At 62.6% G+C, this 16672-nt stretch carries 13 protein-coding genes and 1 riboswitch; of the genes, 6 read left to right on the top strand and 7 right to left on the bottom strand.

What is annotated here, in order from left to right:
- Nucleotides 1–86: 86 nt before the first annotated feature.
- Complete coding sequence (locus VIZ63_RS01095) at nucleotides 87–977, bottom strand: bifunctional methylenetetrahydrofolate dehydrogenase/methenyltetrahydrofolate cyclohydrolase FolD (RefSeq protein WP_331607627.1); 891 nt, start codon at nucleotides 975–977, stop codon at nucleotides 87–89.
- A 228-nt stretch (nucleotides 978–1205) separates the two neighbouring features.
- Here VIZ63_RS01095 and VIZ63_RS01100 point away from each other — a divergent pair, with 228 nt between their 5' ends.
- The gene (locus VIZ63_RS01100; protein ID WP_331607628.1) at nucleotides 1206–2279 is read left to right on the top strand and encodes a cyclic nucleotide-binding domain-containing protein; all 1074 of its coding nucleotides are present in this window, start codon (nucleotides 1206–1208) and stop codon (nucleotides 2277–2279) included.
- 22 nt (nucleotides 2280–2301) lie between these two features.
- On the opposite strand, the gene nhaA is transcribed toward VIZ63_RS01100, so the two are convergent.
- The 6 genes from nhaA to VIZ63_RS01130 form a co-directional block, all read right to left on the bottom strand.
- The gene (gene nhaA / locus VIZ63_RS01105; protein WP_331607629.1) at nucleotides 2302–4158 is read right to left on the bottom strand and encodes a Na+/H+ antiporter NhaA; all 1857 of its coding nucleotides are present in this window, start codon (nucleotides 4156–4158) and stop codon (nucleotides 2302–2304) included.
- Between the two features lie 27 nt (nucleotides 4159–4185).
- The gene (locus VIZ63_RS01110; protein WP_331607630.1) at nucleotides 4186–4644 is read right to left on the bottom strand and encodes a hypothetical protein; all 459 of its coding nucleotides are present in this window, start codon (nucleotides 4642–4644) and stop codon (nucleotides 4186–4188) included.
- Between the two features lie 60 nt (nucleotides 4645–4704).
- Nucleotides 4705–6354 carry a SulP family inorganic anion transporter gene (locus VIZ63_RS01115; RefSeq protein WP_331607631.1) on the bottom strand — a complete coding sequence of 550 codons (1650 nt, stop codon included), beginning with the start codon at nucleotides 6352–6354 and terminating at the stop codon, nucleotides 4705–4707.
- Between the two features lie 169 nt (nucleotides 6355–6523).
- The gene (locus VIZ63_RS01120; protein ID WP_331607632.1) at nucleotides 6524–7408 is read right to left on the bottom strand and encodes a pirin family protein; all 885 of its coding nucleotides are present in this window, start codon (nucleotides 7406–7408) and stop codon (nucleotides 6524–6526) included.
- A 58-nt stretch (nucleotides 7409–7466) separates the two neighbouring features.
- Nucleotides 7467–8951 carry a malonyl-CoA synthase gene (locus VIZ63_RS01125; protein ID WP_349261096.1) on the bottom strand — a complete coding sequence of 495 codons (1485 nt, stop codon included), beginning with the start codon at nucleotides 8949–8951 and terminating at the stop codon, nucleotides 7467–7469.
- Between the two features lie 111 nt (nucleotides 8952–9062).
- Nucleotides 9063–10001, bottom strand: a complete 939-nt coding sequence (locus VIZ63_RS01130; protein WP_331607634.1) for a diguanylate cyclase domain-containing protein — start codon at nucleotides 9999–10001, stop codon at nucleotides 9063–9065.
- Nucleotides 10002–10686: 685 nt separating this feature from the next.
- Between VIZ63_RS01130 and VIZ63_RS01135 the strand changes: the two genes are divergently transcribed.
- From VIZ63_RS01135 to folD, 5 genes are all read left to right on the top strand, one after another.
- Entirely contained in the window at nucleotides 10687–11643 is a 957-nt protein-coding gene (locus tag VIZ63_RS01135) for a carbohydrate kinase family protein (protein ID WP_331607635.1), read from the top strand.
- Between the two features lie 124 nt (nucleotides 11644–11767).
- On the top strand, nucleotides 11768–12955 hold the full coding sequence (metK, locus tag VIZ63_RS01140; protein ID WP_331607636.1) for a methionine adenosyltransferase: 1188 nt from the start codon (nucleotides 11768–11770) through the stop codon (nucleotides 12953–12955).
- 113 nt (nucleotides 12956–13068) lie between these two features.
- A riboswitch (S-adenosyl-L-homocysteine riboswitch) is annotated at nucleotides 13069–13159 on the top strand.
- A 16-nt stretch (nucleotides 13160–13175) separates the two neighbouring features.
- Complete coding sequence (gene ahcY, locus VIZ63_RS01145) at nucleotides 13176–14594, top strand: adenosylhomocysteinase (protein ID WP_331607637.1); 1419 nt, start codon at nucleotides 13176–13178, stop codon at nucleotides 14592–14594.
- A gap of 130 nt (nucleotides 14595–14724) precedes the next feature.
- Nucleotides 14725–15636, top strand: coding sequence for a formyltetrahydrofolate deformylase (gene purU / locus VIZ63_RS01150; protein ID WP_331607638.1), 912 nt, complete (start codon nucleotides 14725–14727; stop codon nucleotides 15634–15636).
- A 110-nt stretch (nucleotides 15637–15746) separates the two neighbouring features.
- Nucleotides 15747–16625: a bifunctional methylenetetrahydrofolate dehydrogenase/methenyltetrahydrofolate cyclohydrolase FolD gene (gene folD / locus VIZ63_RS01155; RefSeq protein ID WP_331607639.1), complete on the top strand. Its 879-nt coding sequence runs from the start codon at nucleotides 15747–15749 to the stop codon at nucleotides 16623–16625.
- Nucleotides 16626–16672: the final 47 nt, after the last annotated feature.

Below are 16672 nucleotides of genomic sequence, written 5' to 3' on the forward strand. Positions count from 1 at the left end.
AAGCGCACGAAGGACACCAAGGTCGCAGGTAAATCTCCTGAACTTTTGCGTCCTTTGTGCTCCTTTGTGTACCTGCCTTTATTTTTTCAGGGCTTGAGTATTTCCGCAGCGACACCGAAACGTGAGCGGATCGCCGCATTCACCGTGTTGAGCAGCAGGCAGGCGATGGTCATGGGGCCAACGCCGCCAGGAACGGGTGTGATAGCTCCCGCGCGGGTGACTGCGGTCGCGAAGTCGACATCACCCACCACCTTCGGTTTGCCGCTGCCGTCGTCGATCCGGTTGATGCCGACGTCGATCACGATCGCTCCCTGACGAATCCAGTCACCGGCAATCGCCTTCGGCCGACCGATGGCCGCCACCAGGATTTCCGCTTCGCCGCACAGTGCCGGCAGATCGCGAGTACGTGAGTGCGCGATCGTGACCGTGCAGTCGTTCTGCAGCAGCAGTTGCACCATCGGCTTGCCGACGATGTTGGAGCGGCCGATCACCAGCGCGCGCTTGCCGCGCATGTCGGGCAGCACTTCGCGAATCAGGATCAGGCAGCCAAGCGGCGTGCACGGGACAGTCGCGTCCTCGCCCAGCGCCAGTCGACCGGCATTCAATGCATGAAAGCCATCCACGTCCTTCGCCGGATCGATGGCCGCCAGCACGGTGGCGCTGTCCACCGCCGCAGGTAGCGGCAACTGCACCAGGATTCCATGCACATCGGGATCGGCATTGAGTTTCTGAACCAGTTGCAGCAGCTCCGCCGTCGTCGTCGTCGCCGGCAGTCGATGATCGAAATGCCGCAAGCCGGCTTCCTGCGCCTGTCTGGTTTTGCTGCCTACGTAGATCCTGCTGGCGGGGTCGTCGCCCACCAATACGACGGCCAGTCCCGGAATCAATCCGTGGTCGCGCAGTTCGGTCGTCCGTTCGGCGACTCGTTGACGCAGGCGTTCGGCGGCGGCGCGGCCGTCAATGAGGGTGGCGGTCAAGAAGGAATTCTCCGGTTGAAAGGGCGGCTATTGTGCGGGCATCGCAGCCAACAGGCTACGACCAACGAAGGCCCGGTCAGAACGAGACCGGATTCGCACTTTGCGGCCGTTCTTCTGGTGGCTGGCAGTCGCCCCTGACTCGCAGCCCGTTGGCCTGTGAGCTGCATCGCTGTTTGCGTCCACCCGCTGCCTATACTGACGGTAATCGCCTGATGACGAAGATGACCCATGGAGCTTTCCGGGACTTCCAAAGAACTGGCCGTGCTCAAATCGTTCTCGCCGTTCGAAAACATGCGGCCCGAGAATCTTTTGACGCTGGCGCGCCGCGTGCGGCGTCTGCAGGCGCCCAAGGGGCGTCTGCTGTTCAGTGAAGGTGATGAGGAAAAGCAGACCTACTACCTGCTGAGCGGCACCATCGATCTCATGAGCGAGGGCGAGGTGGTCGGCACGATACGCAGTGGCACACCGAAGTCGAAGAACCCGCTGGCGCATGCGCTGCCACGTCCGTATTCGGCGGTCGTGACGTCGGATCGCATCGAATACCTGTATATCGACAGTGAATTCCTCGATGTGGTGGTGACCTGGGATCAGACCGGCAGCTACAAAGTGTCCGAGCTGCGCGGGACGGAAGAAGGCGACGCACCGCCTGCCAATGACTGGATGACTGCGTTGCTGCAGTCGAAAGCCTTCCACCGCATTCCGCCCGCCAATCTGCAGGCCGTGTTCATGCGGCTGCAACGAGTCGATTTCCGCGCCGGCGAGGTCGTCATCAAACAGGGCGCCGACGGCGACTGCATCTACATCATCGTCAAAGGCGGCTGTGTCGTTACCCGCGAGACGCCCCTCAACAAGGAAGGCATCAAGCTGGCGGAGCTGCGCATGGGCGATACGTTCGGCGAAGAAGCGCTGATTTCCGAAACGCGCCGCAATGCCACCGTGACCATGCTCACCGATGGCTGCCTGATGCGCCTGGCGAAGGAAGATTTCCACAAGCTGCTGCACGAACCGCTGCTGCAATGGGTCGACTACGGTGAAGCGAAAGGGGTCGTTGCCGCTGGCGGGCAGTGGATCGATGTGCGGCTGCCGTCGGAATTCGAGCACTACCGTGCCGACGGCGCGCTGAACATCCCTCTCTATTCCCTGCGCTTGAAAATGGGCGCGCTCGATCGCAAGCGTCACTATGTCGTCTGCTGCGATACCGGTCGTCGCAGCTCGGCCTGCGCGTACATCCTGTCCGAGCGCGGCTTCAATGCCAGTGTGCTCAAGGGTGGACTTTCAGCGACCGAGGTCGCGCGGAAGTAACAGGGAGCCCGAAGGTTCGCGCCTAGTCGGGGTTGTGCGTGGAGGCTCTTTCCGATTCGGGCTCTTTCCCTGCCCGCCACAGAATCAGCACGCCGATCGTCGCCGACAGTGTCGACGCGGCGAAGACCGCAATCTTGGCCGCGGCGAAATCGGTAGCCACCGGAAATGCCTCGCCGGCGATGAACAGCGACATCGTGAAGCCAATGCCGGCCAGCGCGCCCGCACCGCTGAGCTGCGCCCAGGAATACTCGCGCGGTTTGATCGCGATCCCCGACCACACGGCAAGAGCACAGGCACCGACGAGACCCAGTGGTTTGCCGAGTACCAGGCCGCCTGTGATGGCGAGCAGCAACGGATCGTGGCCCTGCAGCACCTCCGTCGTCATTGCCACGCCTGCATTGGCAAGTGCGAACAGCGGCAGGACCAGGTAGCTCGATCGCGGACCCATATGGCGGAGCATGCGATCCGCCGGCGATTCCAGCCGGTCATGAATCGCATCCAGCGCTTCCATGGCCGGCGCGGACGGTCCGTGGCGCAGCACTTCGTTGCCGTGACGCGCTTCGGAGGCGAGTATTTGATCGGCCTGTATCACGAGGGTCCGCAGATCCGGCGGCGGACGCGTGGGAATGAACAGCGCGAGCAGCACGCCGGCAAGCGTCGCGTGCAATCCGCCGCTGTACACACAGATCCACAGCAACACGCCCAGCAGCACATAGGGCGTGGCGCGATACACGTGGGCGCGATTGAGCAGGATCAGCGCCAGGACGATTGCCGCTGCGGCACCCAGAAAACCAAGGTCCAGATCGCCCGAGTAGAAGGCTGCAACCACGATGATGGCGCCGATGTCGTCGACGATGGCGGCGGCAGTCAGAAAGATGCGCAGTTCGATCGGCACGCGACGTCCCAGCATGATGATCAACGCGACGGCGAAGGCGGTGTCGGTCGCCATCGGCACGCCCCATCCGTGCGACCACGCGCCGGTTGGAACCAGCAGGGTGTAGATCGCTGCCGGCACGATCATGCCCCCGATGGCCGCAGCCACGGGTAGTGCGGCCGAGCGACGGCTGGCCAGGTGGCCGACCGTGAATTCGCGCTTGATCTCGAGCCCGACGACGAGAAAGAAGATCGTCAGCAGGCCGTCATTGACCCAGTGACGCAGCGACATTGCGAATTGCTGCTCGCCCAGCGTAAGCCCCAGGGGTTGCTCCCAGAAGGCGTCGAATGCCGCGGCGAAACCCGAGTTCATCAATACCACTGCGAGAATGCTCGCAAGCAGCAGCAATATGCCGGCGGATGGCGCCCATCGCGCGAAATCGAGTGCGGCGCTGCGCACGCGATGCCCCAGCGAGCCCAGCATGGCATCGGCAAATGAGCTCTCATCCCAGGGGCCGTCGTAGCGGCGGCCGTTCATGAAGAACGTCGGCGTGTACATGACGCCACTGTCCCGGGCGCTGGCGATATCCGCTTCGACCCGTCGATGATTTCGCGCGTCACCGGCGCGCCGCTGTTCATGATCCAGCCGATTTACGTCCAGATCGGCCGCGACGGCATCGAGATCTTCTTCGGAAAGTGTCTCGGAGCGCGTCATCAGCTTTATGTGCGCGGCCCAGAACGCCTCGGGCGTCGGCGCATATTCGATGAGTTCGGCAGCGCGCCGGGCGATGTCGCTGCCTGTTACCGGGCGATGCCGGAATACATATCGCAGTCTGTCGCCGAACTGATCGCGCACCTGGGCGATCCGATCATTGGCCGCGCGGCAATGCGGGCAGGCGTAGCTGCCGTACTCGACCAGAGTGATCTCCGCACGGTCGGGGCCGAGCACATGATCGTCATTGGATACCGGGCGGGAAATTCGATTGGTCGTTTGTGATTGTGACATCAGGAAGGCCACGGCAAGCGTGTGTGGTTATCGGTGCTTGTGTTTTGCGCGCATGGACCATTGATGACGCGCGTGCAGGCGCTCCGCCTCATCTGCGGACTCCTCGGGTGCCGATTTGACCAGCGACCGCAATTGCCCATGCGCCCCGGCGAGTTCGGGGTTCAGATGCAGCAGCGGCCGATAGCGTTCCAGGAATGTGTCGTTGCGCAGGTCGCCTTCACCGAACAGCAGTCCGCGTATGTGGGAGGCAACGATCGCGTGGTCGTACTGCGTCGGCGCCTGGGTTTCATGCAGCACGTGATCGATTTCCGCTGTCAGCAGCGAGAGCGGTCGCAGCCACGCCCACGCGGGATCGTTGATCAGCTGGTCGAGCAGTGCCAGGCCCGACGCCGGCGACTTGAACTGCCTTTCGGTCGCCAGAATCAGGGAATACAGATCCTGCAGCCGGCGGCTGAGCAGTTCTATCGCCGTTCTGGGAATGCTCATTGGACGGTAACCAGCGTCGTGGGATGTCGAGTGTAAGCCGTGCGCTGACGGCGGTGCAGATCAGGGCGGCGGTGCGGCGTTCCCCAGGGCAGCAAGCGCCTGGGGCAGGGTCTCGAAGTAGTTGGCCGGTCCGATCAGCTCGTACAGGCCGGTTCTGCGCAGCTTTGCATCGACTCGCTGGTTGGCGCCGGTCAGCATGACCCGGACCTGGCGGCGATGCAGGTCGCGAATGGCTTCCTCCAGCGTCTGCAGTCCCGTGATGTCCATGAAGGGAACCCACTTGAGTCGGATGATCAGCACGCGCGGATCGGTGTGCGTGCTGGCCAGGGCGCGCTCGAAATTCTCCACCGCCCCGAAAAAGAACGGACCTTCCACCGAATAGATCAGCACGCCCGCCGGCAGCGTCAGGCCTCGTTGCTCCAGTTCCAGGCTCAGTTCCTGGGCGGACTGCTGGTGCACATCGACGCTGCTGGCCATCCGTCGCAGGAAATGCAGCGTCGCGATAATGACGCCGATGTTCACGGCCACGACCAGATCGACGAGTACCGTCAGGAAGAACGTCACCAGCAGGATGACGACATCGGCCGCCGGCGCGCGTCGCACCATGTTTGCGAAATGGCGCGCCTCGCTCATGTTCCAGGCGACGACGAACAGAATGGCGGCCAGCGCGGCGAGCGGCACGCTGGATGCGAGCGGCGCGAGCAGAACTATGACCAGGACCAGCGTCACGCAATGCACGATTCCGGCGATCGGGCTGTTGCCGCCGTTGCGGATGTTCGTAGCCGTTCGCGCGATGGCGCCGGTGGCGGCGAAGCCGCCGAAAAGCGGTGCAGCCATGTTGGCGATGCCCTGGCCGATCAGTTCCTGATTCGAGTCATGACGCGTTCCCGCCATGCCGTCGGCGACGACCGCGGAGAGCAGTGACTCGATCGCGCCGAGCATGGCGATGGTGAAAGCGGGGCCGACGAGTTCGATCAGCCGCGCCGCGGTCACTTCCGGAAAATGCAGCGAAGGCAGGCTGCGCGGAATGCCACCGAACGCCGAGCCGATAGTGGCCACACCCTGCGGATGCAGCACGGCCATGATGACGGTCGCTGCGATCAGGCCGACGAGCGGTCCCGGAATGCGCTTCAGTCCCGGGATGCGGGGCGTAGCGATCACCAGGGCCAGCGTAAATACGGCCAGGGCCGTCGTTGCGACATGCAGCGAGGGGAATGCCTGCAGAGCGCTGAGGACTTTCTCAGGAAAATGTTCGCCGCTGACGCCTTGCAGACCGAAGAAGTCCTGCCACTGGCCCGTCCAGATGACGACCGCGATGCCGCTGGTGAAGCCGACGATCACCGGATCGGGAATGAACTTGATGATTGCGCCCAGGCGCGCCACGCCCAGAAGCAGCAGGATCACTCCTGCCAGCAGCGTAGCGATCTGCAGACCGTCGATCCCGTGCTTGGCAGCGATGCCTGCCAGAATGACGATGAATGCGCCGGTCGGGCCGGCGATCTGCACACGACTGCCGCCGAAGAGGGACACCGCGATGCCAGCCACGATGGCGGTATAGAGGCCCTGTTCCGGCTTGACGCCCGATGCGATCGCGAATGCCATTGCCAGGGGCAGAGCCACGACACCAACGATGACCCCGGCAACGATGTTGCGCGTCCAGTGGGCCTGCTTCAGCAGTCCGGCGCGATGAGCTTCGAGGAAGGCGATCATGAAGCAGGAGCGTGACGAAGCGACGGCGCGTCGAAGTGACGAACGTCATCCTCAGTGCGGGTAGCTGTGTCGCCTGGACTGTTCTTCATGTTGCTGCCGTAGCTGCAATCCGCGCTGACGGATCATGTCCGATCCTCGCGACCTGGTCACTCCTCATTCGTCATCGCTATCAGTGCTCCGGCAGCGGAATGAACTCCGTTTCGCCCGGCACTGGCTGGAACCTGCCGGCTTTCCAGTCGGCCTTGGCCTGCTCGATGCGTTCCTTGCTCGACGAAACGAAGTTCCACCAGATGTGGCGCGGCCCGTCGATCCCGGCGCCGCCCAGGAACATCAGGCGCGCAGTGCTCACGGCAGTCACCGTGATGCGATCGCCCGGACGGAATACCAGCAACTGCGGCGCGGCGAAGATCTCACGGGCAATCTCGATCTCGCCTTCCACGACGTAGATGGCGCGCTCTTCCTGGTCAGCCTCGAGCGGCGCGCTGATGCCAGGTTGCAGCACTACCTCGGCATAGAGCCACTCCGATGCCGTCGTGACGGGCGAGCGTTGCCCGAACGCGCTTCCGGCAATCACGCGCGCGAACAACCCCCGATCTTCGATGATTGGCAGCTGGTCGGCGGTGAAACGTTGGAAGGAGGGCGCCGTTTCTTCATGTGCGGTGGGTAGTGCGAGCCAGCTCTGCATCCCGGACAGCGGCGAACCCGACTGGCGCGCCGCGGTGGGCGTGCGCTCGGAGTGTGCAATACCACGGCCGGCGGTCATCAGATTCATGGCGCCGGGTGTGATCTCGAGCGCATTTCCCTCGCTGTCGCGGTGCATGAGGCTGCCCGAAAACAGATACGTGACCGTCGCGAGGCCGATATGCGGATGCGGGCGCACATCGACGCCCTGGCCGGCCGGAAACTGTGCCGGTCCCATCTGATCGAGAAATATGAAGGGTCCGACCATTTGCCGCTGCCGGTGAGGCAATGCGCGTCGCACCTGGAAGCCGCCCAGATCCCGCGTTGGCGGCACGATGAGCAGGTCGATGGCGGGATTGGATAGTTCGCTCATGCGCGTCACGCTCGTCGTCGAAGTAAGAGGAAGCCAATCAGATACGCTTCAATTTCCCTCATGCACGGTACAGATCGCGATACGTCTCGCGCAATAAGTTTTTCTGGACCTTGCCCATGGTATTGCGCGGCAGCTCGTCGACGAACAGCACTCGTTTTGGAAGTTTGAAGTTGGCAAGGCGCTGCTCGAGCGCGCGGCGTACATCGGTCTCGTCGATAGTCGAATCCGTGCGGCGCACGACGACAGCCGTCACTCCCTCGCCGAAATCTGCATGCGGCACGCCGATCACGGCGCTTTCGATAACGCCGGGCAGCGCATCGATCTCGGCTTCCACTTCGATGGGATACACGTTGTAGCCGCCGGTGATCACCAGGTCCTTGCCGCGCCCGACGATATGCACGTAACCCCGCGCGTCGATGCGGCCCAGGTCGCCAGTGATGAAGTAGCCGTCGCTGCGCAATTCAGCGGCTGTCTTTTCCGGCATGCGCCAGTAGCCGCTGCAGACATTGGGCCCGCGCACTTCGATCATGCCGATGGTATCGGGCTGCGTTTGTACGGCGCCGGATTCAGGATCGGCGATACGCACGTCGACCCCGGGCAGCGCAGGTCCGACGGAGCCGGGAATGCGATCTCCCTCGTACGGGTTTGACGTGTTCATGAGCGTCTCGCTCATGCCATAGCGCTCGAGAATGGCGTGCCCGGTGCGCTGGCTGAACTCGCGGTGCGTCTCCGGCAGCAACGGCGCCGATCCGGACACGAACAGGCGCACCGAGCGCGTCGTCTCGCGATTCAGGCCGGGATGTTGCAGCAGCCGGGTGTAGAACGTCGGCACTCCCATCATCACGCTCGCGTGCGGCAGCTGGGCCACGATGTCATCAGCGTCGAAGCGCGACAGGAACAGCATCGAGCTGCCCGAGGCGAGCACGGTGTTTACCGCGACGAACAGGCCATGCACATGAAAGATCGGCAGCGCATGCAACAGCACGTCGTGTTCGCTGAAGCGCCAGACCGAGGCCAGCGTGACTGCATTGGACGCCAGATTGCCGCGCGTCAGCATTGCTCCTTTCGAGCGGCCGGTGGTGCCGGAGGTGTACAGCAGCGCTGCGAGCGCGTTGGCATTGCCCTCGAAGCGGGCAACCGGTGCGTCGCTGCAACGTGCGGCGAGCTCCATCAGCGATCCATCACTCGCCGTACCGAGCGTCAGCAGTTGCGCGGAGGTGCCGATGGAACTGGCCTGTTGCCGGGTTTGCGGCCGAACCACGGCGACCCGCGGATCGGCATCCCGAAGGAAGTAGTCGAGCTCCGCGAGTGTGTACGCCGTGTTGAGCGGCACGAATGCCGCGCCGAGCTTGAGGCACGCGATGTACAGGGCAATCGCTTCGGGCGACTTGTCGACCTGCGCCGCTACGCGATCACCGGTGACCACGCCATGATCAGCCAGCGCGCGGGCCATGCAGTTCGCCAGCTGATCGAAATCGCCGTAGCTGCAGTCGCGGCCGCCGCCACTTCGCATGAATAGCCGTTGCGGCTCACGGACCAGCACCGCGTCGAGCCACTGCAGGGGATCGAGGGAAGATGGAGGTGTCGATTTCACGGCGGCGACCGGTGTTCGGGTCGCGCATCATAACTGCGTCGTTCCGGCGTGCAGCAATGCTCAGCGATGGAACTGCGACCCGTCCAGATCGCCGACATAGCGTACGCCGCTGGAAGCGCGCTTTTCCTCGTACATATCCGCGTCAGCGCGTGCGATCAGATCCTCGATCGACTCGTCGCAGGCCACATTCACCAGCGTGGTGCCGATGCTCACGTCCAGGGTATAGGGTCGATTCTGCGAGGCATTCAGCAGTCCCAGTTGCTCTCGCAGCCGCTCGCGCAGCACGCTGGTATCGCTCTGCACGTGGGCGAGGGCGACGAATTCATCGCCGCCAAGCCGCGCGACGATATCCGCTTCCCGAAAAGTCCCGCGCAATGCGTCTGCCGTCTCGCGCAATGCCTGATCCCCAATCAAGTGCCCCAGCTGGTCGTTGATCTGCTTGAGTCCGTTCAGGTCGATGAAGAACAGACCCAGTACGTAGCGCTCGCGCCGGGCGATTTTCAATGCCTGTTCGGCCAGTTCGAAAAAGCCGCGCCGGTTTCTCAGTTGGGTGAGTTCATCGACCAGTGAGAGGCTGGTGAGGAGGTCGGCGTTACGCCGCAGGGCCTCTTCGCGCTCGCGCGTGGCGATCTCGGCGCGATGCTTGTGGATCGCGACTTCGATCGAGCAGCGTAGCTCCACTTCCTGGAACGGCTTTACCAGGTATCCCAGCGGGCCGGTGCGAACTGCCCGTTCGAGAGTCTCGCGGTCGCGATGGCCCGTAAGGAAGATCACCGGAACGTGCGCCCGCTCCTGGATCATCTGCGCCGCCTGGATGCCATCGATTTCCCCACGCAAACCGACGTCCATGATGATCAGCTGCGGCTGCAGTTCTTCCGCCATGTAGACGGCCTGCACGCCCTCGCTGGCGACGCCAGCGATCTGGTAGCCGAGCCGCGAAATGGTCTCGAGCAGGTCCTGGGCGACGATGCCTTCGTCCTCCACAACCAGAATCGACACGTCCGCTGTGGGGGCGGCGGCCGGATTTTCGCTACTTTCGGCGTGATTATGGTCATCCGGGGTCAGCCGGTCGTGGAGATCTGTCATCGATGAGCATTCACTAGGCCACGTCCGGTTTGGGGCGCGTCTTTGCAACGCCTGAACCCGGTGCAGGGTTTCAGGCCAGAGGCCTAAGTGAACTATTTCCTCACCGGAGCGCATCGTCGTTGATACGGATGGCGATGCGGCTCCATATGGAGCACGCCTCACTGGCCGTCCGTCACGGCTGTATCCATTGTTGGGAAGGTTGGACGACCCGAGAGCCCTTGCGATAACCCAGCTGAACTACGTTGCAGCGTACTGGTTAATGCAGCGCGCGATATCGATTCAGCGACCCGCTCCGCTTCCAGCATCGTCACCCGCGTGCCATCGCGTGGCGAGGGCCGAATTGGCATGGAAAAACAGGGAAATCTTGAGAAAGTATTGCGCCGATTGCTGCAATCCCTGCCCCGAACGGGGGCCGTTCGTCCGGGTTTGCAGTTATGACCTCATTCCCGCATCGCCGTGTTGGCGCAGCAGTGCGCGGCAGCTGTAGCGCATGGCGTGTCCTCAGTCCGAAATCGTGCTTCGACGCAGCGGCTGCTTCCCTTACAATCCGCCGCTGATCCCTGCGGTTTCCAGCGAAATTTCCCATCTGCGAATCTGAATGACGAATCCAAACAAGCGCGCGTTGATCTGTGGCTCGGTCGCCTTCGACACCATCATGGTGTTCCAGGATCGATTCAAGAATCACATCCTGCCCGACAAAATCCACATGCTGAACGTGTCGTTCCTGGTGCCGCAGATGCGGCGCGAGTTCGGCGGCTGCGCGGGCAACATCGCCTATAACCTGAAGCTGCTCGGCGACACCGGTCTGCCGATGGCGACCGTCGGCAAGGACTTCGGGCCGTACGCCGACTGGATGGTCAAAACCGGCGTACCGACGGATCACATCAAGGTGATCGACTCCGAGCACACCGCGCAGGGCTTCGTCACCACCGATCTCGATGACAATCAGATCTGGGCCTTCCACCCGGGCGCGATGCAGTTGTCGCACCAGAACGAGGTGGGCCATGCAAAGGACATCGGTATCGGCATCGTCGCGCCGGATGGCCGTGACGGCATGATCCAGCACGCGGCGCAGTTCGCCGCCGCGGGTATTCCGTTCATCTTCGATCCGGGTCAGGGCCTGCCCATGTTCGGCGGCGATGAGCTGCGGGCGTTCATCAAGCAGGCCGCGTGGGTTGCCGTGAATGATTACGAATGGCAGCTCGTGCAGGAGAAGACAAAGCTGTCGGCGGCGGATATCGCCGGCCAGGTTCAGGCGCTGATCGTCACGCGCGGCGCCGAAGGTTCGGTGATCCATGTGAAGGGCCGCGAGATCGTCATTCCGACTGCCAGGCCGTCGGCCGTGGTGGATCCGACCGGGTGCGGCGATGCTTATCGCGCCGGCCTGATTCACGGCCTGTTGCACGGTCTGGACTGGGAAACCACCGGCCGCATCGCATCGTTGCTCGGCGCCATCAAGATCGAGTCGCGCGGTACGCAGAATCACAGCTTTACGCGGGCGGAGTTCGAGCAGCGCTATCGCGCAAGCTTCGGTACGGATCTGTCGTTGGGCTAATTGGGGGTGAATGGCCGCAAAAGGCGTGACCGACAGGGGATCCCGCGGAGCCAAGAGCACAAATGGACGCCCCCGGACTTTTGCGAGCATTCTGAAGTTTTCTGATTTTCAACTAGGACGTGCCATGAGCAGCAGCAGTTTCCTTTTTACTTCCGAGTCAGTTTCCGAAGGCCATCCGGACAAGGTTGCCGACCAGATTTCTGACGGCATCCTCGACGCCATCCTGGCGCAGGACAAGTACTCGCGCGTTGCCGCAGAGACGCTGTGCAACACCGGCCTCGTGGTACTGGCCGGCGAAATCACGTCGAACGCCGTCGTCGACTTTCAGTCGGTTGCGCGTGAGACAATCAAGCGCATCGGCTACGACAACACTGACTACGGCATCGACTACAAGGGTTGTTCCGTGCTCGTCGCGTACGACAAGCAGTCACCTGACATCGCGCAGGGCGTGGATGAAGGCCGCGGATTGAACCTCGACATGGGCGCCGGCGATCAGGGCCTGATGTTCGGTTACGCCTGCGACGAAACGCCGGAGCTGATGCCGCTGCCGATCTACCTGGCGCATCGTCTGGTCGAGCGTCAGGCGCAGCTGCGCAAGTCGGGCAAGCTGAACTGGCTGCGTCCCGATGCGAAATCACAGGTGACGATCAGGTACGTCGACGGCAGGCCGAAGGAAATCGACACTGTCGTGCTCTCCACCCAGCATCACCCCGAAATCGAACACGGTCCGCTGACGGAAGCCGTGATCGAGGAGATCGTCAAGCCGGTGCTGCCCGTGGAAATGATCGGCAAGAAGATCAACTACCTGATCAACCCGACCGGTCGCTTCGTCGTCGGTGGTCCGCAGGGTGACTGCGGTCTCACGGGTCGCAAGATCATCGTCGACACCTACGGTGGCTCGGCCCCGCACGGTGGCGGCGCGTTCTCCGGCAAGGACCCATCGAAGGTCGATCGTTCAGCTGCTTACGCAGCCCGCTACGTCGCGAAGAACATCGTGGCGTCGGGGCTGGCCACCAAGGCGCAGGTGCAGGTGTCGTACGCCATCGGCGTCGCGAAGCCGACCAGCATCATGGTGACCACGTTCGGCACCGGCAAGGTGTCCGACGAGAAGCTCGAGGAGCTGGTCGGCAAGCACTTCGACCTGCGTCCGAAGGGCATCATCCAGATGCTCGATCTGCTGCGTCCGATCTACCAGAAGACCGCTGCGTACGGCCACTTCGGCCGTGCGGAGCCGGAATTCACGTGGGAGAAGACGGACAAGGCCGCGGCGCTGGCGGCTGATGCCGGCGTGAAGCTGGTGGCGAACGGTTAAGTCGGATTCGTTGCGGGTCCGGGATCACCGGACCCGCAACTGGCAAGAATGTCGGCCTTTACCGGCCGACCGCTGAACAGAGTGCGAGCAATGGTTACATTGACCCACTCCCGCGTGCCGAGGGGCGCTGCAGCAGGCAGGGAGTTCTTCCTGTGTCTGCCAGGCTCGGTGCGTTTAGCCACACGGCAACGGCGCCCTCAATTTTTGAATGGAGATACGAATGAGCGCAGTTGCTAAACCTGCTTCGCAGGGTGACTTCCACGTTGCCGATATGTCGCTGGCCAGCTGGGGCCGGAAAGAAATCCTGATTGCCGAGACCGAAATGCCCGGTCTGATGGCGATCCGCAAGGAATTCGCCGAGACCCAGCCGCTGAAGGGCGCGCGCATCACCGGCTCGCTGCACATGACGATTCAGACAGCAGTGCTGATCGAGACCCTGCGGGCCCTGGGCGCCGAAGTGCGCTGGGCGTCATGCAATGTGTTCTCGACGCAGGATCACGCGGCCGCCGCCATCGCAGAGCGCGGCATCCCCGTGTTTGCGTTCAAGGGCGAGTCGCTGGACGACTACTGGGAATTCACCCACCGCATTTTCGAATGGCCGGACAATGGCTACTCGAACATGATCCTCGACGACGGCGGCGATGCGACATTGCTGCTGCACCTCGGTACGCGTGCCGAGAGCGATCTGAGCGTACTGGCGAAGCCGGGCAGCGAAGAGGAAACCTCGCTGTTCAACTCGATCAAGACTTACCTGAAGAAAGATCCGAAGTGGTATTCGACCCGCCTGAAGCAGATCAAGGGCGTGTCGGAAGAGACCACGACCGGTGTGAAGCGTCTCTACCAGATGGCGAAGGAAGGCAAGCTCGCGTTTCCGGCCATCAACGTCAACGACTCGGTCACCAAGAGCAAGTTCGACAATCTTTACGGCTGCCGTGAATCGCTGCTCGACGGCATCAAGCGCGCCACCGACGTCATGATCGCCGGCAAGGTTGCAGTGATCTGCGGTTACGGCGACGTGGGCAAGGGCTCGGCGCAGGCGCTGCGTTCACTGTCCGCCCAGGTGTGGGTCACCGAAGTCGATCCGATCTGCGCGCTGCAGGCGGCGATGGAAGGCTACCGCGTGGTCACGATGGAATATGCCGCCAGCAAGGCAGACATCTTCGTGACGACCACGGGCAACTACCATGTGATCACCCACGATCACATGAAGGCGATGAAGAACAACGCCATCGTCTGCAACATCGGCCACTTCGACAATGAAATCGATGTCGCCGCACTGAAGCAGTACACCTGGGAGAACATCAAGCCGCAGGTCGACCACATCATTTTCCCGGACGGCAAGCGCATCATCCTGCTGGCGGAAGGCCGCCTCGTGAACCTCGGCTGCGCCACCGGCCATCCGTCGTACGTGATGAGCTCGTCGTTTGCGAACCAGACGCTGGCCCAGATCGAGCTGTATGCGAACACGGCGAAGTATCCGATCGGCGTCTATGTGTTGCCGAAGTACCTCGACGAGAAGGTCGCACGGCTGCAGCTGGCAACGCTGAATGTGCAGCTGACCGAGCTCACGCAGGAGCAGGCGGATTACATCGGCGTGTCGAAGTCAGGTCCGTACAAGCCGGACCACTATCGCTATTGAGGCGAGCCCATCCCGCCCTGTCCGTCCGGAACGATCGTGACGGCAGACAAAGGGCGGGGTAGGTGGTGAAATAAGCGGCCGGGTTCGCAAGACCCCGGCCGTTTTCTTTTGCCAGTTCATCGAGTTCCCTATGTCTGACGGTTCCCCGCCTCGCCCCCCGCAGCGCAGCTCCGGCGCCGACAAGCCCGGCAGTGTGGTCCTGACCCTGTCCTGCCCGGACACCACAGGCATTGTCGCGGCGGTCGCCGGGTTTCTGGCCGCTCACAATTGCCTGATCACCGAGGCGCAGCACTTCGACGATCCGTACACCGTGAAGTCGTTCATGCGCACGGTGTTTCACCCCAATGGCCAGGGCACACCTGCGCTGACCGAGCTCGATCAGGAATTTGCCCGGACGGTCGGTGTCCGCTTCCAGATGTCCTACCGTTTCCATGAGGTGCGCCACCGCTGCCGTGCGGTGCTGGCGGTCTCGAAGCACGGGCACTGCCTCAACAGCATGCTGCATCGCTGGAGCACGGGCACTCTGCCGATCGAAGTGGTCGCCGTCGTGTCCAATCATCAGGACATGCGCAGCCTGACCGAATGGCACGGCATCCCCTTCCACTACCTGCCGGTGATCGACGGCCGCAAGGCCGAGCAGGAAAAACGCATCATCGACCTGTTCGAGAAAGTCGATGGCGAGCTGCTGGTGCTTGCCCGCTACATGCAGATCCTGACGCCACCTGCCTGTGACTATTTCGCGGGCCGGGCGATCAATATCCACCACTCGTTCCTCCCGGGTTTCAAAGGCGCGAAGGCGTATCACCAGGCGCATGCGCGCGGCGTCAAGCTGATCGGCGCGACCGCACACTACGTGACCACCGATCTCGACGAAGGCCCGATCATCGATCAGGAAGTGGCGCGCGTGGACCACACCATGACACCGGAGGATCTCGTCACCATCGGTGCCGACCTCGAAAGCGTGGTGCTGAATCGGGCCGTCAAGTGGCACGCCGAGCGCCGCGTCGTGATCAATGATGTGAAGACGGTGGTGCTTAGATAGGCGCCAGGTACCAGGCACCAGGTGCTGGGTCAGGTGAAACAGTATGTATCCGATTCTTCCGATTCCGTTTCCGGCCTAGAGCCTGCAGCCTAGCGCCTGGAGCCTTTTCCATGTCCGCCAAAATCATCGACGGTAAAGCCATCGCAGCGAAGCTCCGCGCGGAGTATCACGTGCGGGTGGATGTTCTGAAGGCGAAACACGGCATCACGCCGGGTCTCGCGGTCATCCTGGTCGGCGACAGCGCGGCGTCGCGTTCGTATGTGAGCGGCAAGATCAAGGCGTGTCGCGAGGCGGGTATTCATTCGGAGTTGATCGAGCTGCCGGCGACGGCTTCTGAAGTCGAGTTGCTGGATCGGATCGAGTCGCTCAATACGGATCCCGCGATCCACGGCATCCTGGTGCAGCTGCCGCTGCCGGCGCACATTGGCGTGTCGAGCGTCATCGAAGCGATCTCGGTCGAGAAGGACGTCGATGGCTTCCATCTGTACAACATGGGCGGGCTGGTTACCGGCAGCACGGTGTTCTCGCCGTGCACGCCGTATGGAGTGCAGAAGATTCTCGAGCACGAAAACATTCCGGTCGAGGGTCGCAATGTCGTGGTGGTCGGTGCGAGCAACATCGTGGGCAAGCCGACGGCATTGATGCTGATGCAGCAGGACGCGACCGTCGTCATCTGTCACAAGAAGACCCGCGACCTCGGGCATTTCACGTTGCTGGCGGACATCCTCGTCGTTGCAGCGGGTGTGCCGAATCTGATCGTGCCGCAGATCGTGCGCACGGGTGCGGTCGTGATCGACGTCGGCTTCAATCGCCTGCCGGATGGCCGGATCGTCGGCGACGTGGATTTCGAAGGCGTGAAGGAGAAGGCGTCCTACATCACACCGGTGCCCGGTGGTGTCGGGCCGATGACGGTCACGATGCTGCTGCACAACACGATCGTATCGGCGGAGCGGTTTGCGACGGCGATAACCTCAGGGTTTCGACGCTAGGGGCGGAAAGCAGTAACGGCCGCAAGAAGGCTCAAAACCCGCAAAGG

It is taken from the genome of Povalibacter sp. (assembly GCF_036520495.1).
Classification (GTDB): domain Bacteria; phylum Pseudomonadota; class Gammaproteobacteria; order Steroidobacterales; family Steroidobacteraceae; genus Steroidobacter.